The organism is Bacillus multifaciens (genome assembly GCF_030756675.1).
In the GTDB taxonomy this organism is placed as follows: Bacteria; Bacillota; Bacilli; order Bacillales; family Bacillaceae_G; genus Bacillus_A; species Bacillus_A multifaciens.
The window spans coordinates 1-26243 of the sequence record NZ_JAVBXD010000039.1; the positions used below are offsets into that span (position 1 = coordinate 1).

A 26243-nucleotide genomic window follows, 5' to 3' on the forward strand; every position below is an offset into this window, starting at 1 on the left:
AACACGTGTATTCCTTAAATAAACGTTATTGTGAAGATGCAGTTTTACAAGCACAAACCATCATTTCCTCTCAAAAAGAACTCCTTCCTGTTTATCTAGAAAATAATCAAAAAAAGTTAGAACAAACCATACAAAAAATAGAAGAATATGAAAGTGGTCGAAAAAGACCAAAAAAAATCACATTAGACGTTTGTTTAAACGGTTTACGAAAGCGAAAACAAAAATTAGAACAAAAAATTATGATGTATGAAACGCATATTGCAAACGGTACATTACCGCCTGTTATTTTCGGTGGTCGAAAAGCCTTTTATGAACGCATGAAACAAAACATTTCCAATCAAGAATGGAAAGATTTACGGACACGACAATTGTATTCAAGAGGTGATAAAAGTAAAAAAGGAAATTTAAATATGCGGATCACAATTGATGATAACGGCCAAGGTTGGTTAGAAATTGCCAATCCGTTAGGTTTGACTTCAGGAAAAAGAACAAGTCCTCGTATTGTAGTACCGATTACAATTCCGTATCGTTATTACAAGGAAATCACAGATGTCGTCATGGGTACACAAACAGGTATGAATCCAAAAGGAAAACCAATGATTGACCATCAAACATATAGTGTAGAATTACTTCGTAAAAAAGGTGAATTCTATGTAAACATTACATTTGAGGAAACGGAAATAGGTCGTATGTTAGACTTCAAAGAAGTCCCAATATCTGATTTGATTGCAGGGATCGATGTCAATCCTGATCGTATAGCTGTTAGTTTATGCACGAAGCAAGGGAATTTCAAAGGATCAAAAATCTTTTATTTACACAATCTAGATACGTTTTCTACGGATAAACGAGCTACTGTAATCGGGCAAATGACACAACAAATCAAAGATTGGTTATTTTCTCAACATGTTGGCGGCATTGTGCTAGAAGATTTACATTTTCAACAATCCCATGATACAGACAAATACAGTAATCGCAAATTTCATCAGTTTACTTACAAGAAGATGTTAAGTAGTTTAATCAGAATGGGGCTTCGCAATGGATTTTCCGTCAAAACGGTGAACCCTGCTTATACAAGCGTGATTGGAAAACTAAAATATAGTAAAAAGTATGGGATTAGCGTTCATGAAACGGCTGCGTTTACGATTGCACGTCGTGGACTCGGACTACAAGAAAAACTACCAAAAGAAATGATTTCTTTGTTACAAAACCAAATCTCAACGAAACTTCGTATTCTTATTGCTTCATTGGAAGAAAGCAATAAGAATACAAAAAAGGTATATAAGAAATGGTTACAAACCATCGCAACATGGAAAGACCATCACAACTGGAAATTATGGAGTATCCTTCATAAAACAGTGTATATGAGTAATCAACAAATTTTATTTCAAATCAAGAAGGGAGGGAATCTGGTTTAAAACTTATATCCCTTTGCGTATAGTTGACTTGGATGAATGATTATGCGCAAAACAAGACCGTTCCTAACAGGAACCTGCCGTTATTCTTTCACAGTAGGTGAATGAGAAGGTGATAGCCTTGCGGACAGGAAAAAGGTGAGATTCCTTTTCGGTAGTTGGCTTTTGTCTTGGTTCTCCAACGTTTTGATAGATTTTTATAAGTTTTTTAAACCAGGTAGAAAATAGAGGGGAATTGGCATTTTTTTCTTAGATATGATTTCACCAGCCGGGCATGTTCGAACAACACCACTAGCTGATATTTATCGAAACTCCCCCATTTTCCAAGACTTGCGTAATCCAGACAAGTATAAAGGAAAGTGTGGGGTTTGTGAGTTTCGATATGTTTGCGGAGGATTTCGTTCCAGAGCTTTTGCCATGACAGCCATTACAAAGCGCATGAAACGGTCCTTCTAAACGAACTTTATCAAGCGCTTGAATAGGATAATAAACCGGGTTGTGGAATGAATTTGTGTAATAGTTATGATTTGTTACACCACTAATTGTTCCAAATTCAGCTCGATCTTTTTTTTATAAACTTTCCTGATAATCCTTCTGCAGAGGTTGCGACTAATGAAAAATTCAACTGATATTCTTCCGTTGCTTGATCCATCTTTCTTCTCATAAAGGCAACAATTTTATTCCCGAGATTCCACGAATTTTCATCTTCTCCATGAATATTAGCCATAACACGGGTACGACAGCCCATATAGCACACTTTACTTTCAGGGCGCCCATCATAATGCAGTGATTTCACTCACAGTATCCTTCCTCAATATAGTTTATCCTTAATAAAAAGCTTATCCCTAGTAATACTCCCGCCTCAAAATGAAGCGAAAGCAAAGAAGTTAGGTGGAGGATGAAGAAAATCCTAACTGATAAAAGTGTTACTTTATTCTATATAGATATTGTTCTCAAGCTCTTTGTTTCATTCGGTAGCAAAGTATGTTAAAAAACTATTGGAAATATCATTTTTATATTTTATGGGAAGTACGTTTTATGTGAAGACGATGATTCGTGAGAAAAAGAATCCAACGTATCGCTTTGTTTCATGGGGGTATCATTCTTTACTTGTGATTGTGACTTTAATTGTATCACCGTGGTTTACCATTGCCTTTATACCAAGTTTGATACGATCTATATTACTTTATGGTAGAAATATTTCGATTCTAAAAGTGGGTATTTTAGAGAGTATAAATTCTATTTACTTCTTTGTTTCAGTAGTATTATTAGCCAGAGCATTACTGTAATAATTATATGAATTCATTTTGATTTTCCGACATATAGATTGCTGCTATGCAGAAAAAAAGGAGCTTCCACTCGCTTTCTCCCTTTGTTTTCACTTCGCATGTGGCAGGAAAAGGCACTGACCGCTTCTATGCATGGACAGATGCTCTCGCCCACCTATAAAAAGATGGTTTTATGTCGGTTTTTTAATTCGTATTTATATATTACAGTAAGTTTGTGAGTGTTTAGTAATATTTTGATAAGGAAACTAACTCAAATAGTTTCTTTACATTTCATAAATATTATCCTGCTATTTGCGGGTAGTAATTGATTATGATTTGAATGCTAGATCCTGAAAGGACTGTATAAATAATGATTTTCTATCAAACGTTAACGCCATATTATGATGAAATTTTTCCTGCAAATGAGAAACAAATAAATTTTATAGTCTCTTATTTACAAAAAGGTAGCTCTATACTGGATGTGGGCGCAGGAACAGGTAATGTAGCCCAAGCACTAGTTGAAAAGGGGTTTACTGTTACTGCGATGGAACCAGAGGAGACGCTAGCTGCAAAAATTCGGGAGAAAGCTGCAGTTTACGAAGGGATATTTAGTGTAAATACATTTGGAATGCAACAAATTGAAAATGTGCCTGGAGTATTTGATGGTATTTATTGTATTGGAAATACACTTGTTCATTTGGATAATTCGAAAGAAATCTTTAATTTTATCTGTGGATCTTATGAAAAATTAAAAGCAAACGGAAAACTAATTATTCAAATTGTAAATTATGAAAAAGTATTAGGTGAAAATAATTTCAAATTTCCGGTACTGGAAAAGAAACATTTCTCGTTTAAGCGTAATTATACGATAGAAGGAGAAAAAGTGTTATTTACTGCAACATTGAATGTGGATGATAAAGAACTATCAAATAGTATTCCGTTATATCCTATTACGAAAAAACAACTATTGTCTATGTTAAAAGAATGTGGTTTTCGTACTGTAGAAACTTTCGGTAATTTTAAAAAAGAAGTGTATTTACCGAATGGGCCAGCTTTCGTTCTTGTAGCTACAAAATAAATATGTAATAAAAAATACTTTAGTAAAGAAAAATTTTCATTTACTAAAGTATTTTTTTTATTTGTTTTTCCAAAATGTGATTCAAGTCCTCTTTTTATCTTAGGAAAATTTTTATAATAAATTTGTTGTTAAGAGATAGCAATCAGGAGGAATTAAAAAATATGAATAGAGAAATTAAGCTAACTGAAGATATATATTGGGTAGGGAAAATTGATGATAGGGAAGTTCCGTTTCATCGTTTAATCTTAGGAAAAGGAACAACTTATAATGCGTATCTTCTAAAAACTGAAAAACCGACAGTGATTGATACAGTTGACATAGAGTTTGGAAGAGAATTTGTAGAATATTTAAGTGAATTCATTGGTCCACAAGAAATTCAATATATCGTAATAAACCATACAGAACCTGATCATTCAGGTGGACTGGCAGCATTAGCATCAAGAGCTACAAACGCTACAATCGTATGTACAGAAATTGCAGTACCTGAGTTGCAGGAAATGTATAAATTGCATCATAGAAACTTTTTAGTTGTAAAAGATGGAGACACATTAGATATTGGTGGGAAAACGTTGAAATTTAAAGAAACTCCATATCTTCATACAGAAGAAACAATGATCACATATTGCATAGAGGATAAAATTTTATTCCCATGTGATATTTTCAGTACACATGTAGCGAATTATGAATTCTTTAACGATGAAGCGAATGAAGATATTACGGAAGATTTCATAGGCTACTATAATGCGATTATTCACCCGCATAGAAGATATGTCAGAACGTTAATGGAAGCATTGAAAGACTTAGATGTTCAAATGATTGCTCCGTCTCATGGGTACATTTTACGCCAAGATGTCCAAAAATATATCGATTTATATGCAGAAATGAGTAAAGATACAACACAAGGAAAAAAGGTAACCATTGTATATACAACCATTAAAAATAACACGAAAAAAATCGCGAGTATCATTAAAGAAACATTCGAGGCAGATAATATTAAAGTAACAGTATTTAATGCTGATAAATCGGATAAAGCTGAAATTCTAGAAAGTATTCAAGACGCAGATGCAGTCTTCGTCGGATCTTCAACTAAATACGCAGATATGATTGGAAACTTAGAAGAAATTTTAATAGAAATGAAGGGAATGAACTTAGAAGGGAAAATAGCAGCTGCATTCGGATCATACGGTTGGAGTGGTGAAGCAATTGAGGTAGTACAAGATTACCTAAATGAAACAAACATGAATGTACAAAGTACATCAAATGTTATTAAGTCTACAGGTATGACTCATGTTGAATTTCCTATTCGTATAAGATTCTCTCCAAAGAATGAAGAAAAAACACAACAAATCAAACATGCAACAACATTTGTTACGGATTTATTACTAAGCTCTATTTAATAGAAAAACGTAGGTGAAAATATGGAAAAGAATTTTGTAATTATCGGAAGTGGAGTAGCCGCTGTAAATGCTGCAAAGACAATTAGAGATCATGACAAGGATTCAAATATATTCATTTTTGGTGAAGAATCATCTTTACCCTATAACAGAATTAAACTATCAAAAGAGCTATATTCAGATCTACACAGTGAAAAAGTTTTAATTAAAAAAGAAAAATGGTACCAAAACAATAATATATCGGTTTTCACAAATACAAAGGTAGTAAAAATTGATACAGAGCAGCAATATATTGTTACATCAAATTATAAAAAAATTTTGTATTACAAATTATTAATTTGCACGGGTGCAAATAATAGACGGCTACCAGTAGATGGTATAAATAAAAAAAATGTCTTTACTATTAGAGACATGCAGGAAGCGGATAACTTTAAAGCATGTTTAGAAGATAAAAAGCATGTTGTAAACATTGGTGGAGGCGTACAAGGATTAGAAACAGCTTGGTCTATGATGAAAGCTGGTAAACAAGTATCCATTGTAGAAGTTGCCGCTACACTAATGGGAAGACAATTAGATGAAAAAGTTTCTCTTCTATTAAAACAAAAAATTGAAAGTGCCGGAGTAAAAGTATATGTAAATACGACTATTGATTCTATTCTTGGAGAAGAAGTAGTAACTGGAATGAAAGTGAATGGTGAACAACGAATAGATTGTGACAGTGTTGTTTATTCAATTGGGGTCACTCCTAACATTTCTTTAGTAAACAATACTCCTATTCATGTAAATAGAGGTATTGTTGTCAATGAGAAGATGGAAACGAATGTGGAATCTGTATATGCTGCTGGGGATGTAGCAGAAGTAAACGGTGAAATTGGCGGACTATGGGGACGAGCAATGGATCAAGGGAAAATTGCAGGAAGTAATATGGTTTCTGATCCTGCAATTTATAAGAAGGCAATTCCAACTACTATCTTTAATGCGTTCGATGTATCTTTATTCTCAATTGGATTCGTTGATGAAAAACAATGTGATACAACTATCGTTGAAGAAGATGGTAAAGAGAAGTATACAAGGTTATTTATCAAAGATAATAAAATGGTAGGTGTCATCTCATTAGAAGGAGTTGCTGCATCTATCCCTTACAAGTCTGCTATTGAAAAGCAGGTATTATTAGAAGAGATTGATATGAAAAATACGAATGTAAGTGAAATAATGAGCAAGGTAAAAGAGAAACTGAAATCTTAATATAATAATAGAAAGAGGGCATTATAATGAAAAAATATATTTGCTTACCATGCGGCTATATTTATGATCCAGAAGTTGGAGATCCGGATGAAGATATAGAACCAGGAACAAGTTTTGAAGATTTACCAGAAGATTGGGTGTGTCCAGTATGTGGAGAAGATACTGAACATTTTGCACCGGTAGAGGAATAGCAAAAGAAAAAGTAACGAGAAGATTATATAATTTCTCGTTACTTTTTTATATGAAAAGAATTTTTTGATGTGATTTGGGTCACTGGTTTCGCTTTTAGGAAGAGATATAATAATTTAGGTATCATAAGGATACTTTATTACGTATTAATGCCCATAAAAGCCTGATTGGTGAGGGCTAATAATGAAAAGACACTGATTAAAATTTCATTTTATATAATATATGTAAAGTTAGGTGAGGTAATATGAAAGAACATTGTTATCATAAAAATGCAGTAGAGCCTTGTCCAAGAAAAGTTCTCATTTTTAAATCTCTATCTGATGAGGAAATTTTAAAAATAGCTTCAATGTCAAAACATAAGCAATTTAAAAAGGGACAGCCATTAATTCATGAAGGAGAGAAATCAGATACATTATTTATTATTAATAAGGGGCAAGTAAAGTTATCTAAGTTAACCCCTCAAGGAAAAGAGCAAATCTTGCATATTTTAACAAACGGTGAGTGTTTTTGTGAATTAAACATATTTAATTGTGATGAGAAGAGTAATTTTAGTGCGTATGCTATGGAAGATACGAAAATTTGTATGTTAAAAAAAAATGATATGGATAGTATAATAGAGCGAAATCCAGGTATTGCATTAAAACTGTTAAAAACTGTTACAAAACGGTTAGCGCATACAGAAAATTTAGCTCATAATCTTGCAACAAATGATCCAGAAGTTAGAATTGCCTATATTATTCTAGAGTTTTGTGAAAAGTATGGTAAGGATACTGATAAAGGAATAATTATAAATTTACCGTTAACACGGGAAGAAATTGCAAGTTATATAGGGGTGACACGGGAAACAATTAGTCGTAAATTTAGTAAATTTGAAGACTTAGGGTTTATAACATCAATTGGAAATAAGCAACTAATAATTAAAAATAAGTTAGCCTTTAGAAAATATATAGAGTAGATGGATAAGTGATATTGAACTATATAAATCCAAATTTAAAAAACGACATAAAACTATTTTTTTAGGTGGGCGAGAGTATCTGGCCATGCATAGTAGCGGTCAAGTTGTATTCTGCGTAGCAGCGATTTATATAGAGTTTTAAAATGTCTTAATAAGAGTAACAAAACTTTAGAGGTGAATTGTACGAAAGGCAATCATATTTCATCTGCATTATGTTCATCTAGCATTTTCTTTGCACTAGTAGGAATATATGACTTCGTTTGGAAAATTGTTAAAGGTGTAGAGAGATATTGAAAGCAGTATAATATGTAGGAAAGGAGCAATCGAATACGATTGGTTCTTTTCATGTATCATTGTGTTTTAAGCATATCGTTTGTCCGTATACAAAAAATGTGATATTTATTAAGTATTCAGATTATAGGAGGTAGGATATTGTGAATGAAATAATACATACAATGGAACAACATGTATCAGTACGGAAATATAAGAAAGAGTCCATTCCAAAGAATATAATCGAAAGAATGATTGGAGCAGCACAGCATGCAGCGTCATCACATTTTGTGCAAGCCTATTCAGTTGTATATGTAACAGATGAAACGTTGAAAGAGCAATTAGCAGAGCTATCTGGAAATCGTCACGTAAAAAATTGCGGAGGATTCTTTGTTTGCTGCGCAGACTTAAAGCGGTTAGAAGTGGCATGTAAAAAACAAGGGACAGAGATAAAAGCTGGTACAACGGAGAATTTTATTGTGGCAACGGTAGATGCTTCTCTCTTTGCTCAAAATTTAGCACTTGCAGCGGAATCTCTCGGATATGGTATTTGTTATATTGGAGGAATCCGTAATAATCCAGAACAAGTAAGTGAATTACTACATTTGCCGGATAACGTGTACCCGGTCTTTGGAATGACAGTTGGTGTACCGGATGAAAAACATGGCGTAAAACCTCGTTTACCAGTTGAAGCTATTCTACATGAAAACACATATGATGAGAAAAAATATAACGAACTACTAGATGAATATGATCGTACGACCAATGAATATTATAAGGGAAGATTGACAAATCAAAAGGATGTGACATGGACGGGATCAATGAGCGCGTTTATGTCACAGGAGAAGCGATTGTATATGAAAGAGTTTTTGGTTAAAAAGGGATTTAATCAAAAATAATGTAGAAAAAGCAAATCTGTTCACACAGGTTTGCTTTTTTGTATGATTAAAAACAAGGCGAATGTATTTGAAACAGTTTTGTACACAAAGAAAGAAGGGGATTATGGGATATATGAATTAGAACAGGACCAGTTTATTCGATGTAAACATCTTGTACAACAAGAGAGACATCTTGATGTACAAGCCATTATTGAAGGAAATAATCCAGGGCGCGTGTTTGTTGATCATGTTGATTTACCGCAGTCAGGTCTTGTTTGGTTCGGTAATTTGGATGGATTTGTATTTATTGGTAATCCGAATAATGAATCGTTTAATTGTGAAATAAAGCAGTTTTTAAATGAAGAAATTGCACAAGAAGCAATTGAATTGGGTGTTCATTGGTTTGAGGGATTTGGTCACGGAACAAATTGGGATGACACGATTAAAAAGATATTGAGCGGCTATTCGTATGAGGAATTCAATCAGAAAGTATACAAATTATATGAAAATCAGTACCAAATTCAAAATGAACCGAAAATGGATGAGGGATATACATTATTGGAAATAACAGAAGAAAATGTAATTACCAATCGCCTATATGATAATTCATTTTTTGTAGCACAGCTTTCATTATTTTGGAGTTCTATGGAAGCGTTCTTTGAAAAAGGAATTGGGTATGCGGTTATGTATAAGAATGAAGTAGTGAGTATTTGTTTTTCAGGATTTGTTAGTGGAAATACACATGCAGTAGCAATTGAAACAGTAGAAGAGCATCGTGGAAAAAAATTAGCTCAGAAAGTTGCGCATGTATATGTACAGGACTGTTTTACAAATGGGTATACTCCATATTGGGATTGTATGGAAGGAAACATACCTTCAATTGCGATTGCAGAGAGTTTAGGATTTGTAAATATGTTTAATTATATAGTATATGACTACCAGTTTTTATCTAAAGGACGAGAATAGTAAGAATAAAGTAAAACTTCCATCAGTGAGGGGGCTTCTTCCCCCCCACTGATGGTTAGTTGAACCAATCGGGCTCTAACTGCTTACAAGCCTCAACGTCAATTCCAGCAGCAATTAATTTTTGTTCTCCTTCTTTCTCAATAATCTTTTGTAACTTTGATAAGAATGAATCAAAATCTGTATGCTGGGCAACTTGGAATGTCATTTTATGTTCAATAGGAAGCCATGTATCAATGTCTGCTTCATTATGCTGAATTTTTACTTCTAGCTTATCTAAAGCATTTGCCACTTTTGCTTCATATGTTTCTTTTTCTTCAAACTCTATCCATAGTTCATATAATTCTTCTCCAAGTGGGCCTGACAGTGTATGTTTAATATTTAGAATTGCTTGTTGTTCTTTTTCTTGTTTTTTTCGTCGCAATTCTTCACTATTCATCGTATCGAATGCAGGGATATCACCAGCCTCAGCTTCGACTAAATCGTGGATGATTACCATTTTAAGTAACTTTTCTATATCGACCTTTTTATCTAAATAAGGATGAACGAGGATAGCCATGAGTGACATACGCCATGTATGCTCTGCTACACTCTCTTGACGACCATTAGAAAGCCAACTGTGCCGCATTTCATATTTTAGTTTTTCTGCTAGTGCAATAACTTTTAAGATATTATATTCCATATAAATTCCCCTCCGTATATTTTAATCTTAATAAGAAAGCAGAATGTGTCAATTTTATGCATACATTGTTATATATAGATTTAAAAAGTATAATAGAGAAGTATGAAAGAGGCAATATATATTCATTTTAATTTTTCGACATATAAGTCACTGCCGTGCAGAATACAACATGACCGTTACTTGTTTTCTCCTTTTGTTTTAAACTTTGCATGTGGTAGGGAAAGGTCTTGCTCGTTTCTATGTGTGGCCAGATGCCCTCGCCTACCTAAAAAAAGAGGGTTTTTATGTCGATTTTTTAATTTGTATTTATATAAATGAAGTTGTTATTCTTATAGAAAATGAAGGGGAGGATAGTGAAATGAAAATTGTCCGAAAACAAAGAACAAGAAGATTTGATATTTCCAGTCCATTTGGTATAATAATTGGATTTGTGCTTATTGCTGGCGCTATTATGCTCGAGGGAGGCGGGATGAAAGGCTTTAAAAATTTTCTAGACATTTCTTCAATTTTTATCGTATTAGGTGGAACAATCGCAACTGTTATTGTTGCATATCGTTTCAGTGAGATCAAAAAGTACACAAAAAGTATTTTTTATGTGTTAAATAGAAAAGAAGATAATTTGGAACAATTAGCTGATTTATTCGTCGATTTTTCGAAAAAATCAAAAAAACATGGGCTGCTATCATTAGAGGAAGATGGAGAAAAAATTGATAATCCCTTTATTCAAAAAGGCATTCGTTTGATGCTTAGTGGGTACGATGAAGAAGAGTTGAAAGAAGTGCTAGAACGCGATATTGAGACAGAAATAAATGAACTGAAAAAGGGCGCTATATTACTTGATAAAGTTGGTGAATTTGCGCCATCTTGGGGAATGATTGGGACGTTAATTGGACTTATTCTTATGCTGCAAAACTTACAAGATACTTCAAAAATTGGTACTGGTATGGCAGTTGCGATGTTAACGACACTATACGGTTCTGTTCTTGCAAACTTAGTGTTTATACCACTCGCGGAAAAAATGTATCGTGGTATTGAAGATATATATTTTGAAAAGAAATTTGTTATTGAAGCCATTTCAGAACTATATTGCGGTCAAATTCCTTCTAAACTAAAATTAAAACTTGATGCATTTGTTTATGAAAATAAGGTGAAAAAAGCAGCTTAGTTTTAGGGGTGGTATAATGATAAAAAGACTAAAAAAAGGCTCGCCAAGATGGATGACGACTTTTACAGATTTAACAATGCTATTGCTTACCTTTTTTGTATTATTAGTTGCGACATCAAAAACAGATGTAGGGAAATTCTCGAAAATGCTAGAAACATTTAATAATGAGAATGAGCAAGAACAGGTAGTCCAAAACACAATACCAGATATTTCACATGATAAAAATAAAGAAAAGGTAAATTCAAAAAAAACGTTAGATGAATTGTATAAAAAGTTAAGTACGTATGTAACAAATAAAGGTCTTAGAGACGTCAATGTGTATCGAGAAGATACAGGTGTAAGTATTGTTATTGTTGATAATTTATTGTTTGATACGGGAGATGCTGTAATTAAGGAAGAAGCAAGAGGAATTGTCGGTCAGTTAGTTGGATTCTTTCAATCTATTCCGAATCCAATTGTTGTAGAAGGCCATACGGATAGTAGACCAATTCATAACGAGAAATTCCCCTCTAATTGGGAGCTATCATCTGCACGTGCTGCAAATATGATCCATTTACTAATAGAAGACTATGGAGTTACACCATCACGTTTAGCGGCAGTTGGGTATGCGGATACGAAACCAGTTGCTGAAAACGACTCTCCAGATAATTGGCAAAAAAACCGCCGTGTTGTAATTTACATTAAAGAGTTGTAATATTATGTAGTAAAATGTTCTATTTTTATTCTTATTTCCGTTGGATTTAAAAAAAAAATATAAAAATATGGGCATTCTAAAAAAAAATATTTAAAATGTATCGTTATTTTTTGTATAATGAATTAGAAATGAGAACATTTAATATTAAGATATCTTTATAAATAGAAGGAGAGAATTAATAACATGGCACACAAAATTTTAGTAGTAGATGATGCAGTATTTATGAGAACGATGATTAAAAACTTATTACAAAGTAATTCTGATTTTGAAATAATTGGTGAAGCAGAAAATGGAATTGAAGCAATTCAAAAATATAAAGAGTTGCAACCAGACATCGTAACACTTGATATTACAATGCCAGAAATGGATGGATTAGAGGCGTTAAAGGAAATTATCAAAATTGACGCAAATGCAAAGGTTGTTATTTGTTCTGCTATGGGACAACAAGGTATGGTATTAGATGCAATTAAAAGTGGAGCAAAAGATTTTATTGTGAAACCGTTCCAAGCTGATCGTGTTATTGAAGCATTAACAAAAGTAGTAACAGGTTAACATACATACCAATTAGGAGGTACCAATGAACACATAAGTGTAGGACTGTATATGTAAGGAAAAGGGTACCTCCTTTTTGTATCCTTTCTATTAGTTTATGAACCATTAAATTGATATACATAAATAATAGGTTTACAGGACGGACAGGTAGGGGATTGATATGCAAACAGACTTATTAAGCATTTTTTTTGAAGAGTCAGAAGAACATTTACAGGCGTTAAATGAAAATGTGCTCACATTAGAACAAAATCCAGAAGATATGGAAGTTGTCAGTGAGATTTTCCGTTCTGCTCATACGTTTAAAGGGATGTCAGCTAGTATGGGATTTACAGAGATGGCAGATTTAACGCATAAAATGGAAAACGTATTAGACGAAATTCGTCATGGTAATATAGCGGTAAATGCAGATATTATTGATGTCATCTTTGAATGTATTGATAATTTAGAGAAAATGGTTGCGGATGTACAACAAGGTGGTATGGGGAATATTCATGTCGCTAGTACAAAGCAAAAATTAGAAGCATTGCTTCATGCTGAGCAAGCTGTAGAACAGATAGAAAATGAAGGAAACTTAGATGATGTGATGTATGCTGTGCATATTTCTGTTCAGCAGCAGGCAATGTTAAAAGCAGTACGAGCAATTATGTGTATAGAAGCATTGCAAAACATTGGGGAAATTACAAAAACAATACCAACTGTAGAAGAAATTGAATCAGACACTTTTGATTTTGAATTCACTGTGCATATAAAAACCAAATCTAGTGAAGATGAAATTCAACAAACTGTACGTAGTGTATCTGAAATTGAGCACGTAAAAATCAATAAATTAGAGGTACAAAAAGAAGAAAAGCAATCCGTCTTAAAAAGTGAAAAAAAGATAGCGACTTCGCAACAATCACCAGTAAAGGAATCTACTAAGTCACAAGCAAAAAATAAGAATGTAAAAGTTGAAAATCGTTCGATACGTGTGCAATTAGAAAAAATTGAGCGTTTAATGAATATGTTTGAAGAAAGTGTTATTGAACGCGGAAGAATTGATGAATTGGCGGAAGCGATTCAAAACAAAGAATTAATCGAACATTTGAACCGATTAGGAGATATTTCAAAGGACATCCAAAATGTTTTATTAAATATGCGTATGGTTCCAATTGAAACAGTTTTTAATCGTTTTCCACGTATGGTTCGTATGGTTGCAAAAGATCTTGGTAAGAAAATAGATTTGCAAATTACTGGTGAAGAAACCGAAGTTGATAAGATTGTTATCGATGAAATTGGAGACCCGCTTGTACATATTATCCGTAATGCAATCGACCATGGTATTGAAACTGTTGATGTAAGACGTAGTGTAGGAAAAAGTGAAACAGGAACAATTAAACTTGCGGCATTTCATAGTGGTAATCATGTTGTCATTCAAATTTCTGATGATGGTAATGGTATTAATAAAGGAAGAGTCTTGAAAAAGGCGATTCAAAACGGTGTTGTGACAGAAGCAGAAGCAAGTAAGTTGACAGATCGTGAAGTGTACGATCTTATCCTTGCACCGGGATTTAGTACAGCGGAAGTGGTTTCTGATTTATCCGGCCGCGGTGTAGGGCTAGATGTTGTGAAACATACAATTAGTAGTTTGGGAGGACATGTAATCATTGAATCAGAAGAAGGAAAAGGAAGTAAGTTCCGTATTGAGCTTCCATTAACACTTTCTATTATTCAATCTATGCTCGTTCAAACAAATGAAACACGTTATGCCGTACCACTTGGAAATATCGTTGAAGCAATTCGTGTTAAAAAAGAAGATATTCAAACACTGCAAGGAAAAGATGTTTTGAATTATCGTGATCAAATTATTGAAGTAAAGCATTTAAGTGTTATTTTCGGCGAGAAGACATTAGAAGAAGCTTTAGATGCGTATGAGGGACAAATGGTTCCAGTGTTAATTGTTCGTAATTCACATCGTAGTTATGGATTGTTTGTAAATACGATTATTGGTCAAAGGGAAATTGTACTAAAATCGCTAGGAGACTTTTTTTCTGATAGCGTAACATATTTTTCAGGTGCAACGATTCTCGGTGACGGACGGGTAGTCCTTATTGTAAACCCAGAAGGTTTATAATACGAATCAACTCCTCAACAGACATAGTTGGGGAGTTTCAATTTGTATATTCGTTGTTTTTGTAATAATTTTTTAAAAATGTATGAAATATAGTTGTTTTCTTTTGAAATTTTGTATTTAATTTTATATAAGTATAAAAATATTGAAATGTAACAATTTTTTATTGATATAAAGAAAGAACGATATGAGGGGGTTTAACAAATGTCTGAACAGCATAGACAAGGAGAAAGTGATACTCTTGTACTAGAGAAAGATCACTCCCATTTATTAACACAACAAGAACGTGATATTCTTGGAGAAATTGCCAATATATCATTTGGATCAGCTTCTACGATATTGTCTACTTTATTAAATCGTCAAGTAAGTATTACTGCGCCTCACGTAGAAGTAGTTGAATTATATGATGCAAGAGATGTTGAAGTTCCACACGTTGTATTAAATATTCACTTTATAAAAGGGCTTGAAATGGAAAACTTGCTTGTTATTAAGCAAGATGTTGCCTTAGCGATTGCTGACCTAATGATGATGGGGTCAGGTAAAGTTGACGCAAATAAAGAACTTTCTGAATTAGAGTTAAGTGCTGTTAAAGAAGCAATGAATCAAATGATGGGCTTTGCAGCAACTTCTATGTCGGAGTTCTTTAAAGATGTCGTTGACATGTCTCCTCCAACAATTCAAGTTGTAACACTTAAGGATGAAATTAAGAAAATTTCTGATCTTGATAATAGCGGGGCAATCATTAAAATTGCATTTGATTTGAAAATTGATGATTTAGTCAATTCGAAGCTTGTACAGATTGTTTCGATAGAGAGTGCAAAGGGAATGATCAACAAGATTCTACAAGTATCAGGGAATATAGAGGAAAAAGATAATCCTTCAGAAATAGAAGTATTGAACCAAGAAGAGAAAGATGCACTTGGAGAGATTGCGAATATATCTATTGGATCAGCTTCTACTGTATTGTCGACTTTGCTAAATCAACCTGTATCAATTAGCATACCAAAGGTTGAAATTATTAATGCGCATCATTATGATAGAGAATCTATTCCTTTTGTTATTATAAATGTAGATTTTATTGAAGGCTTACAACATGAAAATATGTTTATATTTTCAAAAGAGGTTGCCTTAACAATGCTGGATTTAATGATGATGGGCAATGGCGAGATTGATCTAGAACAAGATTTAACTGATTTGGAATTAAGTGGTGTGAAAGAAATTATGAACCAAATGATGGGGCATGCAGCAACAGCAATGTCCGAGGTGTTTGGAGAGAAAATGGATATTTCAACGCCAAGAGTTAAATTTGTCACTATTCAAGAAGAAATGGAAAGTATGAGTGCAGATAGTATGATGGATGAACTCGCTCAAATTACGTTTCAAATTGAAGTTGGCGATTTACTAGATTTGAAAATGTATCAAATCTTACCGATACCAAAGGCAAAGGGAATGGTAAAGCGCCTAATTCCTCAAGAGGTAAATGAAGTAGAGGTTAAGAAGCAAGAAGCAACTACAGTGGAATCTTTACAGCGACAAAATCATGCTTCTACTACAAATCTAGAAGAGGATATATTACAAAATGTGGAAGTGGATTTAAAGTTTGTATTTGGTAATACAATGAAAACAATTGAAGATATTTTGGGTTTACATGAAAGTGAAACAGTAGTATTAGATGAGAGTATCGAAGAACCAATTCAAATTTATGCGAATAATGTGTTAATTGCTTATGGAGAACTTGTAAATGTAGACGGCTTTTTTGGTGTTAAAGTAATTAAATCACTATAAACTCATCATATAGGAGTTTGAAATTAAACATGAAAAATATGAGGAATCTTCTCAGCGGCTGGATCGTCTTACAACTGCTCATCTGTTTTCCTGTATATGGGAAAGCGGAAGTGATTGAGCAAATTCCTGCTGTCAAACAGGATAATAATACACTGGTGAAAGAATACAGTGTAAACACAGAGATAGGATACGTTACTGTAAATACAAAAAAAGCTATTGTTGGAGAAACAATTCATATTGCGATTAAACCAAAAGAATTGGGTGGACAAGCATTAATAGGTTGGCTTCGATTGTTGAAAACAGAAAAACAAGTAGAACAGGAACGCCAGTTGATTTTTACATATGACGCAGAGAAGCAACTATGGACGACGAATTATACAGTTACTCCGTATGATTTAGAAGGAGACTGGCAGCTTGATCTCCTTATGAATGGTGATAGAGAACCTGTAGAACAGAACGTTGATCTTGTTCATATTGAAAATAAAGAACCTCTGCCCGATAAAGAAGGGCCAAAGGTAGAAGAATTTTTGGTTCAGGATCATCTAGAGAATGCATTTGAAATGAAGAAAGGTGAATCGCTAAATATTCGCGTTAAGGCAAAGGATGCAGAATCATCTGTTAAACAAGTTGTGATTCGTCTAGAAAATAAAGAAACGAACTTTACTGTCCCGCTCCAATATGAGAAAAAAGAAGGTACTTGGATAGGGAAATATGAAATTCCTGATGGAATCTCCGCCGGTACTTACAAAACTATAATTGAATTGGTCGATGGAGCTGGGAATAAAAGCTTCATGGAAAGTAAGTATGTCATTTCAGTTGTAGCCGAAAGTAAAAAAGAAGAAATAGTGAATCCACCAAAAGATACAACAGATGAGCAAGGGAAGAAAGAAGAAGGGGAACCTGTAACTCCTTCGAAAGAGGCAATTATTACAATAACAGAACCGATAAAAGCGGTAACACAAAATCAGGATGAGATGACTTCTGACCAAGGTGTGACAATGAAATCGAAAGAAAAATTAAAAACACCACCTGATCAAGAAGTAGCTGAACAACAGAAAAAACATGTTGATGAAAAAAAGAAACAGCAGACTGGCGTACAGTCATCGGATTTATTCGCTATTATATCTGGAGGATTTTTATTATTCTTTATATTAAAAAGTAATAAAGAATGGGGTTTATAAAGTAAAACTACCATCGGTGAGGGAGCATTTCTCATTGATGGTAGTTTTAATAAAGAGACATAATGAGAAAAGGGGGCATGTATATGGAAATCAATCGAGTTACAATGGGACAGAAAACGCTTGAACCATTACAACAGCCTTCAAGTTTTACTGAAAAGGAAGTAACCATAGAACAACAAAAACATACAGTATCGTTTGCAATTGACCGTCATATTGTTACAAAGGGAGAGCAAATTGGAATTCTATTATCGAGTATTCAAGATGGAGAAGTTGCTCTTGGTAACATTTCAAATGAATTAAAGTCAGTCTTACAATTGCTGCAGCAGTTATCGATGGTGTTAGAGGAGAAAGATGGACAAGGTGAGCAAATGTACCAAGAAATTTTAAACAAAGTGCAGGAGCTTGTGAAACATGTCCATGTTCGTCAAATTCCTTTATTAGATGGCACATATGACTTTATTGAATTACCGATCCCTTTTCTACAGCATGGAAAACAAGTGACGATTCCCTTGCTAGATGTGACGGCCCTTATCCATATGTTAAGACAAGATCCATCTAAAATAGATATGGTTATTCAAGTGATAACAAATTACATTGCAAAAGTTCCTAATGAAAATACAGTTGTTGATACATCGTCTATTTTTTCAAAAGAACGTGATGTTAGTATGTGGCGAGCATTAGCTGAAATGAGTATGACACAGTTTCCGCAGCAGGTGAAGCAATTAGTAGGGCAACATAAATGGTCTGTTACAGGCTTTTTCTTAGTTATTTGGCTAATATGTATATATATTATTTATGGGTAATCGTAATATAAGCTTCGTTGATTGGTTTCAATAAAAACAGGTTGCTATTCAATAATGAAAGCAACCTGTTTTTGATTTTAATTATATTTTTTCATAGAAGAAAGTATCAAATCGTTGTAAGTTATAACGCTCTGGAGTTAAAATTTGTTCCGTACTTCCGACAAATAACACTCCGCCTTTTTTTAGTGAGCGGCTAAATTTTTCGTATATTTTTGTTCGTGCTTCCTCCGTAAAATAAATCATAACATTTCGGCAAATAATTAAATCAAAATTTATATCGAATGGTTGTACTAATAAATCGTGTTGTTTAAATGTAACTTGCTGCTTTATATCAGGATGAACGCTATATTGATCATTTATTTGTGTGAAATATGTATGTTTTACAGTGCTTGGAACTTCTTTTAAAGAACGGCTAGAATAAGTTCCTTGTTTTGCCTTTTCTAAAATATTTAAATCAAGGTCAGTTGCATGAATTTCAAATCGATATTTTGGTAAAATGTTCGAAAGAATAATTGATAATGTATAAGGCTCTTCCCCTGCAGCGCAAGCAGCACTCCACATTTTTAATTTATTTTGATTTTGTTGAATAAGTTTCGGTAATACTTTTGTTTCAAGAGCATCCCATCTTTCACGGTTTCGGTAAAATTCAGATACGTTTATTGTTAAGTGATCAATGAACTCAGCGAATAGGGAAGAATCGCGTTGTAATTCATGTAGGAAGTTTGTATAACTCGAATATCCTTTTCGTGTAATAAAAGATTCGATTCTTCTTTTCATTCTATCTTGTTTATATAAAGAAATATCGGTACTAAAATATTGTTTAAATTGTTTAATGAAATAATTATAGTCCTGTTCTAAGCTCATTATAATAATAGGCACAATATACAATATTGTATATTGTGCCTCCTCCTTATTTAATTATTATTTTACATCATGCGAATCTTTTGTTTGAAATTTTTGTTGTCTTGCTTATCTTGCAAACCAGGTAAATCAAAAATAACAGCATTTTTTCTCGCTTCTTTTGCAATATCTATCGGTATGACAGCTGTATGTTTGTCACCGTTATAAAAACAAAGCACTAAATCGGACTCTTTGACAATTTGTTTTACGAAAAACATGTATTCAGAGCGATAAACGGCTTCGTTTGGATGATTGAAAGAAATGAATTCTGCTCCTTGAACTTTTAAATATGCTACAATGTCTTGAAATTCATCTGATAATACATGTAAAGGATGTAATGTATATATAGATAAATTAGGAGCAAGATGCTCATTCTCAACGAAAAAGCGAAGGACTTCACTTTCAATTGATTTGTAGCATAATACATAGATTCGATGTTTATAAGCATATTCAGATAAAAAGTTTTTTATTTCCGTTTGATCTAATGTTGTTAATTGATTGGAACCACAAAGGAATATATTCATAAAATCTGCCACCTCATCGTAAATTGTAACATAGATTGTGTAAAAAATAACTGCAAATTATCGTTTAACAAGTTATAATTATAAATAAATAGATTTTACGATAAAACGATAAAGATTAAATAGGTGATGTATTATGTTACGTTTTGTACCAACCAGTCCAATTTTATCCCATATGCCAACCCAGTTACCAGCAGCGAAGGATGCGAAAGAAACAATGCGTCCGTCTTTTTCGGAGAAATTACAAGCTGATCCGAAAAACGAAAAATTGCTTGAACAAATCGAGGCACTTGTTGATAACATCGGCGAAATAAAAGAAAAAATCGAACAAGAATTAACAGTTGATAATATTATGGAATACAGAAGTACAGTGAAGTCATTTTTGAATTTCTATGTAGATAATTTGATGCAGTATAAAGATGTATTATCACGTCATCCACGCTACGGTTATTCACAAAAAATGACCGTTATAAAGCAAGTAGAAAATGGATTGAATGATTTAGAAGATGTTATGAATTTAGTAAATACAAAAACTGGCCACTTAGAAATATTAAATCAGATTGGAGAAATCCACGGTTTAATTGTTAATTTAGTGTTGTAGAAGGAGGGGAGATAATTTGTACCAAAATCTATATGAACAACTTACGAGAATTAAAGATACGTATGAACATATTGGAGCGCTTGGAGAACAAATTTATGAGCATCTGCAGCAAAAAAAGTTAGCAGATGTGCAATCTTTGCATACGAGACAGCTTCAACATATTGAACAAGTTAAACAATTGACACATCGTTTTCAAGAAACGATAGAGATGTATTGCAAAGAAAAAGGGATAGAGACAACGAAAGTTCATTTTTTATTTTCTTATTTTTCTAATGAGGAAATTAAAAAAATAGAAGAATTACAAAAAAACATGATAGAATTAGAAGAGAACATTAAACTGGTACTTTTAAAAAATCAATATTACTTAAACGTACTATTAAAAACTACAGAAAGTATTGTGGATTCCGTTTCTGAATTTAATCTTGAAAGAAACCATAATTCACAAATTTTCATGAATGAATTATTGTAGATAAGGGAGAAGTGAAAAACATGAAATTAACGGATTATAATACGTCCTTGTCTGGGATGTTAGCAGCACAACTAGGTCTTCAGACAACAAGACAAAATCTTACTAATATGCGAACACCGGGTTATGTTCGTCAAGTAGTGAATTACAGCGCTGTTGGGGGAAGTCGAGGAGACACACCTGAACAACGCATTGGTTACGGTGTAAAGACAGTAAGTATAGATCGTGTAACGGATGAAGTGAAAACACGTCAATATAATGAGCAGTTATCACAATTCTCATATCATTCTTATATGAATTCGATATTATCACGAGTAGAAACAGTGGTAGGATCTCCAAACAAAAATTCATTATCAAGTTTAATGGATCAATTCTATAACTCGTTTCGTGAAGTGGCAAAAAATCCAGAGCAACCTAACTATTATAATATGTTAGTCGCTAATACAAATAAATTTACGAATCAGTTAAATAGAATTGCAAAGAATTTCGAAGAAGTAGAAGCACAAGCAGGGGAAGAAGCAGCGCAGCATGTGAAAGCATTCAATCGACTGGCTGATAGTTTAGCGGAGACAAATTGGAAAATTGGTCAAGCTGGAGAACATGTACCGAATCAATTACTGGATGAGCGAGATAAAATTATTAGTGAAATGTCACAATATGCAAATATTGACGTTTTAAATGAATCTATTAATCCTAATATAGTGAGTGTAAGAATTAACGGGGTATTACTTGTAAGCGGTCAAGATATCATCGGAGATCCAAGAACACAAAAAAACATAGGGAATGCGCAAAATAATGGACAAACCGTTTATCCGTTAGACTTAATTAAAAATAATAATAATACAATGTCTGTCAAAGTTTTAGGTACGGACGTTCAATTACAGGGCGGTACGATTCAAGCAGCGCTAGATGCGAAAAAAACAATTGCAGGATATAAAGAAGACTTAAATAACTTAATGATGGCGCTAAAAGGCGAAATAAATGGTGTTATGCAGAAAGATTTCTTTGTTGGAACTGATGCGAAGGGGATGCGAATCAATCCTGATTTTGAAGCAGATGTTACCAAAATGAAGATTTCTGTCGATACAGCAAATGCATTGGCTGCAGTTGGTGATCGCCAATATGCTGTTGGACTTACTTACAAGCAAACGTTAGATAAACAAATTGTACAAGTTGCAGCGGATACGAATGCGTTTGAGGCATATAAAACGATTCATGGGGATCTGTTAAATGGAATCCAGCAAGAAAAATCAAGTTTAGAAGGCGTAAATATGGATGAAGAAATGGTCAATTTAATGGCCTATCAAAAATATTTCGTCGCGAATTCAAAGGCAATTACTACATTAAACGAAGTCTTTGATAGTTTATTTTCAATTATTAGGTAAAAGGTGCTATTAATGATGAGAGAACATTGGTTCAATCAGAGTTATAGAATAAATAAAGCTCATGTAGAAGACTTATAAATCCAATTGAAAACCAACATAAAACTCTTTTCTTTTTAGGTGGGCGAGAGCATCTGGCCATGCATAGGAGCGGTCAGGTCCTTTTTCTGCCACACGCAAAGTTAAAACAAAAGGAGAGAGCGAGTGCGGGGTATGTTTTGTTCTGTATATTTATATGTTGGGGGATTTAAACGGATTTATAGAAAACGTATATCTACGAAATTGAGCGAGAGTGAGAGGGAGATTTTATGAGAGTATCAACGTTTCAAAGTGTGAATTGGGCCCAAAGTGAATTAATGCGTCTAAATTCTCAGCAAATGTATCATCGTAATCAAGTGACATCTGGTAAAAAAAATATTCGAATGAGTGAAGATCCACTTGCGGCAAGTAAATCATTTGCAATTCAACATTCTTTAGCAAATATTGAGCAAATGCAAAAAGATTTAACAGATTCACAAAGTGTTTTAAAACAAACAGAAAATTCGTTGCGCGGTGTTACTAAAACGTTATCACGAGTAAATGAGCTTACGATACAAGCGTTAAATGAGACAAATGGTCCGAAGGAATTGAAGGCAATTGGGGCGGAAGTAGATCAACTATTAAAACAAGTTGTGTATTTGGCAAATACAAAGGAAAACGGACGTTATATATTTGGAGGGGAAGTTACAACGCAGCCTCCGTTTGCTGATGATGGTACATATCGCGGTGGAAATCAGGATGTGAAGTGGACGCTGAATGATGGGTATACAGTACAAGTGTTTCGAAATGGAAAAGACTTATTCACTCCAACGATTGAAACTTTAGTGAAACTAAAGGATGCATTGCAAAGTGGCAACCAAAAAGCGTTAGAGCCATTAAAACTAGAAAATAAAGATAATCTAGATAAAATTATCGATCGTACAACAGAGGTCGGTGCGACGCTGAATACGTTAAGTGCATTTGAAACAATTTTAAATGAGCACAACTTAGCATTAAGTGAAAATCGCAAAGAAATTGAAGATGTCGATTTAGCAGTAGCTATATCCGATTTGGCGTACATTAATGCGACGTATGAAGCAACGTTAAAGGCAGTAAGTACAATGAGTAAAATGAGTATTTTAGATTATATGTAAAAAACATATGTATATAGGTTGAAAAACAGACATAAAATCCCTTTCTTTTTATAGGAGGACGAGAGTATCTGGCCGTGGATAGGAGCGGTCAGGGCCTTTTCCTGCCACATACCATGGTTTAAAACAAAGGGAGCAAGTGCAGGTCATGATGTATTCTGCAGAGCAGCGACGTATATGTCGAAACATGAAAACGGATTGATATAGAATGAGGAGTGAAATAGTATGGCAGGAACATTAACAAATATTGGTGGGAAGCAGCAAATTTGGAATATAGGTGGTGGTAATCTAATAAACACAGCAGACCTTGTGCAAATGGAGTTACAGGCGTTAGAGGCGAAGAAATCCCCTTATACGAGTTCAAAACAGAGACTAGTAGATGAAAAGAATGTATATGCTAGTGTAAAGAAACAGTTTAGTGATTTTACAACAGCATTTACAAATTTGTCATCATTTAAAGGAAATGAAAAGAAAACATCTACGTCTAAAGATGGATTTATCACTGCGGCAGCAGATGGGTCTGCGTTTGCAGGAACATATAATATTACTGTTCAAAAATTAGCGCAACGACATCTAATTACAAGTGTGAAAGATATAAATATAAACGATACAATTGGTCAAGCTGGTACTTTTAACCTTAATGGTAAACTATTAGAAGTTAAAGCTGATATGACATATAAAGATTTAATTAATAAAATGAATAATGGCGGTTATGGTGTATCTGCCTATACATTAGGAACTAAAATGTTTGTAACAGCCGCAACAGCAGGAACAGACGGGGAAATTAAATTAGAAGAAGTAAATGGAAATATATTACAAACAATAGGGTTGTTTAATGCAGCTAACCAAATTGCTCATGTGGAAACACCATACCAAGATGCTGAATATACAATTAATGGAGTTACTCAGACAAGTAAATCTAATACAATTAATGCACTTCCTGGTGTAACAATTAAATTAGAAAAAGAAACAACAGAAGCAATTAGGCTGACGGTTGAAGATTCTAATGTAAACGCTGGTATGGACGCAATAAAAAAAATGACGGAAGAATATAATAAGGCTGTTTCAGAATTAGACCGGTTTGCAGGTAAGGAAGGTTATTTACAAGGAAACAATGTAGCATTTTCATTGCAAAATGCAATGACGAGTATGTTTTCCTATTCTAAGGACAATAAATATGTATCCTCTTTCGGTATTCAAGTTGAGAAGGATGGAAGAGTGAAACTTGATGAGGAGAAGCTAAAAACGGCTTTTAGAGAGAATCCAGATGGAGTAAATGCTTTTTTCTTTGGTTTTAATGGTCTTGGACATGAAATGGAGAAAAAATTAGATGGTATATTCGGTGTTACGTCATTCATGACAGAGCGGACTAAAAGTATTGATAAAGAAATTGGTAAAATAGATGAAAAGATTAACAGTATTGATTCTTTTAATAAACTGAAGCAACAAGCTATTGTTGATAAATATGCAAAATTAGAACAGCAATTAGCTATGCTAGATATGCAGTTGAAACAAATGAAGGCAATGACAAAACAAAAGAGTGATGATTAAGGAACGCATATAAATGCAAATTGAAAAACCAACCTAAAAATTCCTTTCTTTTTAGGAGGATGAAAGCATCTGACCGTGTGTAGAAGCGGTCAGATCTTTTTCCTGCCATAGCAAGGGTTAAAACAAAGGGAGAAAGCGAGTAGGGCGCATTTTTTAATCTGCATAGTCCCGGCTTATATGTTGGAAAATCAAAGTGGATTTATATAGAAGGAGTTAATGGTATGCAAGCGTGGCAACGATATATGCAACATAACATTATGACAAGTAATCCAATTAAAAATACAATTTTTATTTATGAAAGATGTATTGTAGAATTTCGAAAACTAGAAGAACTACTAAATAATTTTCAGTTTGAACAAGCTGATGAAGTAGTAGATAAATTGGATCGTATTTTTGATGAATTAAAGCTACAGTTGAATCCAGACATTAGTAAAGATTTATATGATAGCTTATATTCGCTATACGATTGGATTAGTCAGCAAATTGGAATGATGAAAATGACACGTACAGTTGCAGATATGGATGGGATTGTACGAGTGTTGCAAGATTTAATTGAGGGATATCGTGGAGTGTTAGCGGATGAACAATAACGCGTATGAAAAATTTGTGAGTTGTTTTAATGATACTTACGATGTGATTGTATCAGAAGAGGAATTAAAAACACGAATGGCAGAATTTAATACGTGGTTTTCAACATTAGAGGAATCAATGAATAATCAAGTCGCTAATGAAGTTATTCCGCTTATTACGAAGGCAGCAGAAAAAATTCGTCATAATCAGCACTTATTAGAAGAAATGATTATGGTGAATGATGGCAGAATGAAAGCAAATTCGTATTACGGTAAGTATTGAAAGTCTTGTATACAAAGGAAGGGCGATCGTATTCGAAAGGATCATCGCTTTTTCTTTTGCTATATTTGTAAAACTGTATTTATATAGAAATACAGTTTGAAAAAACGGCATAAAAACCTCTTTTATGGGAGGACGAGAGCATCTGGCCATGCGTAGAAGCGGTCAGGGCCTTTTCCTGCC

General features: G+C 33.6%; 24 protein-coding genes and 5 pseudogenes. 25 read left to right on the forward strand and 4 right to left on the reverse strand.

Annotation, left to right across the window (positions count from 1 at the left end; translation table 11 throughout):
• The first annotated feature begins 5 nt into the window (after window positions 1-5).
• On the forward strand, window positions 6-1415 hold the full coding sequence (locus Q9306_RS19810; protein WP_306201667.1) for an IS200/IS605 family accessory protein TnpB-related protein: 1410 nt from the start codon (window positions 6-8) through the stop codon (window positions 1413-1415).
• A 264-nt stretch (window positions 1416-1679) separates the two neighbouring features.
• Window positions 1680-1835 (forward strand): annotated as a pseudogene (locus tag Q9306_RS19815) (radical SAM/SPASM domain-containing protein); the annotation flags it as partial.
• Here Q9306_RS19815 and nrdD read toward each other — a convergent pair.
• Window positions 1830-2202 (reverse strand): annotated as a pseudogene (gene nrdD / locus Q9306_RS19820) (anaerobic ribonucleoside-triphosphate reductase); the annotation flags it as partial. The pseudogenes Q9306_RS19815 and nrdD sit on opposite strands and share 6 nt — an antisense overlap.
• 214 nt (window positions 2203-2416) lie before the next feature.
• Here nrdD and Q9306_RS19825 point away from each other — a divergent pair.
• From Q9306_RS19825 to Q9306_RS19860, 8 genes and pseudogenes are all read left to right on the forward strand, one after another.
• Window positions 2417-2701, forward strand: a pseudogene (locus Q9306_RS19825) (YwiC-like family protein); the annotation flags it as partial.
• Between the two features lie 349 nt (window positions 2702-3050).
• Window positions 3051-3758: a class I SAM-dependent methyltransferase gene (locus Q9306_RS19830; protein WP_306201596.1), complete on the forward strand. Its 708-nt coding sequence runs from the start codon at window positions 3051-3053 to the stop codon at window positions 3756-3758.
• 161 nt (window positions 3759-3919) lie between these two features.
• On the forward strand, window positions 3920-5155 hold the full coding sequence (locus tag Q9306_RS19835) for an FprA family A-type flavoprotein (protein ID WP_306201598.1): 1236 nt from the start codon (window positions 3920-3922) through the stop codon (window positions 5153-5155).
• A 21-nt stretch (window positions 5156-5176) separates the two neighbouring features.
• Window positions 5177-6397 carry an NAD(P)/FAD-dependent oxidoreductase gene (locus Q9306_RS19840; protein ID WP_306201600.1) on the forward strand — a complete coding sequence of 407 codons (1221 nt, stop codon included), beginning with the start codon at window positions 5177-5179 and terminating at the stop codon, window positions 6395-6397.
• Between the two features lie 26 nt (window positions 6398-6423).
• Window positions 6424-6588, forward strand: coding sequence for a rubredoxin (rd, locus tag Q9306_RS19845; protein ID WP_242220177.1), 165 nt, complete (start codon window positions 6424-6426; stop codon window positions 6586-6588).
• 242 nt (window positions 6589-6830) lie between these two features.
• The gene (locus Q9306_RS19850; RefSeq protein WP_306201603.1) at window positions 6831-7541 is read left to right on the forward strand and encodes a Crp/Fnr family transcriptional regulator; all 711 of its coding nucleotides are present in this window, start codon (window positions 6831-6833) and stop codon (window positions 7539-7541) included.
• A 434-nt stretch (window positions 7542-7975) separates the two neighbouring features.
• Window positions 7976-8710: an oxygen-insensitive NADPH nitroreductase gene (nfsA, locus tag Q9306_RS19855; RefSeq protein ID WP_306201605.1), complete on the forward strand. Its 735-nt coding sequence runs from the start codon at window positions 7976-7978 to the stop codon at window positions 8708-8710.
• A 42-nt stretch (window positions 8711-8752) separates the two neighbouring features.
• Window positions 8753-9655, forward strand: coding sequence for a GNAT family N-acetyltransferase (locus Q9306_RS19860; RefSeq protein WP_306201607.1), 903 nt, complete (start codon window positions 8753-8755; stop codon window positions 9653-9655).
• Window positions 9656-9710: 55 nt separating this feature from the next.
• Here Q9306_RS19860 and Q9306_RS19865 read toward each other — a convergent pair whose 3' ends face one another.
• Complete coding sequence (locus Q9306_RS19865) at window positions 9711-10334, reverse strand: HD domain-containing protein (RefSeq protein WP_306201610.1); 624 nt, start codon at window positions 10332-10334, stop codon at window positions 9711-9713.
• A gap of 358 nt (window positions 10335-10692) precedes the next feature.
• On the opposite strand from Q9306_RS19865, the gene Q9306_RS19870 reads away from it, so the two are divergent.
• From Q9306_RS19870 to Q9306_RS19900, 8 genes and pseudogenes are all read left to right on the forward strand, one after another.
• On the forward strand, window positions 10693-11499 hold the full coding sequence (locus Q9306_RS19870; protein WP_306201612.1) for a MotA/TolQ/ExbB proton channel family protein: 807 nt from the start codon (window positions 10693-10695) through the stop codon (window positions 11497-11499).
• A 16-nt stretch (window positions 11500-11515) separates the two neighbouring features.
• Entirely contained in the window at window positions 11516-12193 is a 678-nt protein-coding gene (locus Q9306_RS19875) for an OmpA family protein (RefSeq protein ID WP_306201614.1), read from the forward strand.
• Between the two features lie 183 nt (window positions 12194-12376).
• Window positions 12377-12745 carry a response regulator gene (locus tag Q9306_RS19880; protein ID WP_306201616.1) on the forward strand — a complete coding sequence of 123 codons (369 nt, stop codon included), beginning with the start codon at window positions 12377-12379 and terminating at the stop codon, window positions 12743-12745.
• 160 nt (window positions 12746-12905) lie between these two features.
• Window positions 12906-13560 (forward strand): annotated as a pseudogene (locus Q9306_RS24705) (Hpt domain-containing protein); the annotation flags it as partial.
• A gap of 101 nt (window positions 13561-13661) precedes the next feature.
• Window positions 13662-14855, forward strand: a pseudogene (locus Q9306_RS24710) (chemotaxis protein CheA); the annotation flags it as partial.
• Window positions 14856-15056: 201 nt separating this feature from the next.
• Window positions 15057-16637 carry a flagellar motor switch protein gene (locus tag Q9306_RS19890; protein WP_306201620.1) on the forward strand — a complete coding sequence of 527 codons (1581 nt, stop codon included), beginning with the start codon at window positions 15057-15059 and terminating at the stop codon, window positions 16635-16637.
• A gap of 29 nt (window positions 16638-16666) precedes the next feature.
• On the forward strand, window positions 16667-17818 hold the full coding sequence (locus tag Q9306_RS19895; protein ID WP_306201622.1) for a hypothetical protein: 1152 nt from the start codon (window positions 16667-16669) through the stop codon (window positions 17816-17818).
• Window positions 17819-17901: 83 nt separating this feature from the next.
• Complete coding sequence (locus tag Q9306_RS19900; RefSeq protein ID WP_306201624.1) at window positions 17902-18621, forward strand: hypothetical protein; 720 nt, start codon at window positions 17902-17904, stop codon at window positions 18619-18621.
• Between the two features lie 81 nt (window positions 18622-18702).
• Here the strand turns inward: Q9306_RS19900 and Q9306_RS19905 are convergent, their stop codons facing one another.
• Together Q9306_RS19905 and Q9306_RS19910 are read right to left on the reverse strand one after the other, a co-directional pair.
• Window positions 18703-19485: a CheR family methyltransferase gene (locus Q9306_RS19905; RefSeq protein WP_306201668.1), complete on the reverse strand. Its 783-nt coding sequence runs from the start codon at window positions 19483-19485 to the stop codon at window positions 18703-18705.
• A 62-nt stretch (window positions 19486-19547) separates the two neighbouring features.
• The gene (locus tag Q9306_RS19910; RefSeq protein ID WP_306201626.1) at window positions 19548-20045 is read right to left on the reverse strand and encodes a flagellar motor switch protein FliG; all 498 of its coding nucleotides are present in this window, start codon (window positions 20043-20045) and stop codon (window positions 19548-19550) included.
• Between the two features lie 133 nt (window positions 20046-20178).
• Between Q9306_RS19910 and Q9306_RS19915 the strand changes: the two genes are divergently transcribed.
• The 7 genes from Q9306_RS19915 (at window position 20179) to Q9306_RS19945 (ending at window position 26063) form a co-directional block, all read left to right on the forward strand.
• Window positions 20179-20643 carry a YaaR family protein gene (locus Q9306_RS19915; RefSeq protein ID WP_306201628.1) on the forward strand — a complete coding sequence of 155 codons (465 nt, stop codon included), beginning with the start codon at window positions 20179-20181 and terminating at the stop codon, window positions 20641-20643.
• Window positions 20644-20659: 16 nt separating this feature from the next.
• On the forward strand, window positions 20660-21112 hold the full coding sequence (gene flgN, locus Q9306_RS19920) for a flagellar export chaperone FlgN (protein ID WP_306201630.1): 453 nt from the start codon (window positions 20660-20662) through the stop codon (window positions 21110-21112).
• Between the two features lie 20 nt (window positions 21113-21132).
• Window positions 21133-22494: a flagellar hook-associated protein FlgK gene (gene flgK, locus Q9306_RS19925; RefSeq protein WP_306201632.1), complete on the forward strand. Its 1362-nt coding sequence runs from the start codon at window positions 21133-21135 to the stop codon at window positions 22492-22494.
• 305 nt (window positions 22495-22799) lie between these two features.
• Complete coding sequence (locus Q9306_RS19930; protein ID WP_306201634.1) at window positions 22800-23663, forward strand: flagellar hook-associated protein 3; 864 nt, start codon at window positions 22800-22802, stop codon at window positions 23661-23663.
• Between the two features lie 222 nt (window positions 23664-23885).
• The gene (locus Q9306_RS19935; RefSeq protein WP_306201635.1) at window positions 23886-25211 is read left to right on the forward strand and encodes a flagellar hook-associated protein 2; all 1326 of its coding nucleotides are present in this window, start codon (window positions 23886-23888) and stop codon (window positions 25209-25211) included.
• Window positions 25212-25432: 221 nt separating this feature from the next.
• Window positions 25433-25801, forward strand: a complete 369-nt coding sequence (locus Q9306_RS19940) for a flagellar export chaperone FliS (RefSeq protein ID WP_306201636.1) — start codon at window positions 25433-25435, stop codon at window positions 25799-25801.
• Window positions 25791-26063 (forward strand): flagellar biosynthesis protein FlgG, encoded by a 273-nt coding sequence (locus tag Q9306_RS19945; RefSeq protein ID WP_306201638.1) that lies wholly within the window; start codon window positions 25791-25793, stop codon window positions 26061-26063. Before Q9306_RS19940 ends, Q9306_RS19945 begins: the two co-directional genes overlap by 11 nt.
• The last annotated feature ends 180 nt before the right edge of the window (window positions 26064-26243 follow it).

Excerpts from the sequence above, each read along its gene's own strand:
- rd (WP_242220177.1), top strand. The coding sequence starts at position 6,424 with ATGAAAAAATATATTTGCTTACCATGCGGCTATATTTATGATCCAGAA.
- Q9306_RS19930 (WP_306201634.1), top strand. The coding sequence starts at position 22,800 with ATGAGAGTATCAACGTTTCAAAGTGTGAATTGGGCCCAAAGTGAATTA.
- Q9306_RS19835 (WP_306201598.1), top strand. The coding sequence starts at position 3,920 with ATGAATAGAGAAATTAAGCTAACTGAAGATATATATTGGGTAGGGAAA.
- Q9306_RS19895 (WP_306201622.1), top strand. The coding sequence starts at position 16,667 with ATGAAAAATATGAGGAATCTTCTCAGCGGCTGGATCGTCTTACAACTG.
- Q9306_RS19870 (WP_306201612.1), top strand. The coding sequence starts at position 10,693 with ATGAAAATTGTCCGAAAACAAAGAACAAGAAGATTTGATATTTCCAGT.
- Q9306_RS19860 (WP_306201607.1), top strand. The coding sequence starts at position 8,753 with ATGATTAAAAACAAGGCGAATGTATTTGAAACAGTTTTGTACACAAAG.
- Q9306_RS19850 (WP_306201603.1), top strand. The coding sequence starts at position 6,831 with ATGAAAGAACATTGTTATCATAAAAATGCAGTAGAGCCTTGTCCAAGA.
- Q9306_RS19880 (WP_306201616.1), top strand. The coding sequence starts at position 12,377 with ATGGCACACAAAATTTTAGTAGTAGATGATGCAGTATTTATGAGAACG.
- Q9306_RS19865 (WP_306201610.1), bottom strand. The coding sequence starts at position 10,334 with ATGGAATATAATATCTTAAAAGTTATTGCACTAGCAGAAAAACTAAAA.
- Q9306_RS19890 (WP_306201620.1), top strand. The coding sequence starts at position 15,057 with ATGTCTGAACAGCATAGACAAGGAGAAAGTGATACTCTTGTACTAGAG.
- Q9306_RS19915 (WP_306201628.1), top strand. The coding sequence starts at position 20,179 with ATGTTACGTTTTGTACCAACCAGTCCAATTTTATCCCATATGCCAACC.
- Q9306_RS19830 (WP_306201596.1), top strand. The coding sequence starts at position 3,051 with ATGATTTTCTATCAAACGTTAACGCCATATTATGATGAAATTTTTCCT.
- Q9306_RS19940 (WP_306201636.1), top strand. The coding sequence starts at position 25,433 with ATGCAAGCGTGGCAACGATATATGCAACATAACATTATGACAAGTAAT.
- Q9306_RS19900 (WP_306201624.1), top strand. The coding sequence starts at position 17,902 with ATGGAAATCAATCGAGTTACAATGGGACAGAAAACGCTTGAACCATTA.
- Q9306_RS19910 (WP_306201626.1), bottom strand. The coding sequence starts at position 20,045 with ATGAATATATTCCTTTGTGGTTCCAATCAATTAACAACATTAGATCAA.
- Q9306_RS19875 (WP_306201614.1), top strand. The coding sequence starts at position 11,516 with ATGATAAAAAGACTAAAAAAAGGCTCGCCAAGATGGATGACGACTTTT.
- Q9306_RS19840 (WP_306201600.1), top strand. The coding sequence starts at position 5,177 with ATGGAAAAGAATTTTGTAATTATCGGAAGTGGAGTAGCCGCTGTAAAT.
- flgK (WP_306201632.1), top strand. The coding sequence starts at position 21,133 with ATGAAATTAACGGATTATAATACGTCCTTGTCTGGGATGTTAGCAGCA.
- Q9306_RS19935 (WP_306201635.1), top strand. The coding sequence starts at position 23,886 with ATGGCAGGAACATTAACAAATATTGGTGGGAAGCAGCAAATTTGGAAT.
- Q9306_RS19945 (WP_306201638.1), top strand. The coding sequence starts at position 25,791 with ATGAACAATAACGCGTATGAAAAATTTGTGAGTTGTTTTAATGATACT.
- Q9306_RS19905 (WP_306201668.1), bottom strand. The coding sequence starts at position 19,485 with ATGAGCTTAGAACAGGACTATAATTATTTCATTAAACAATTTAAACAA.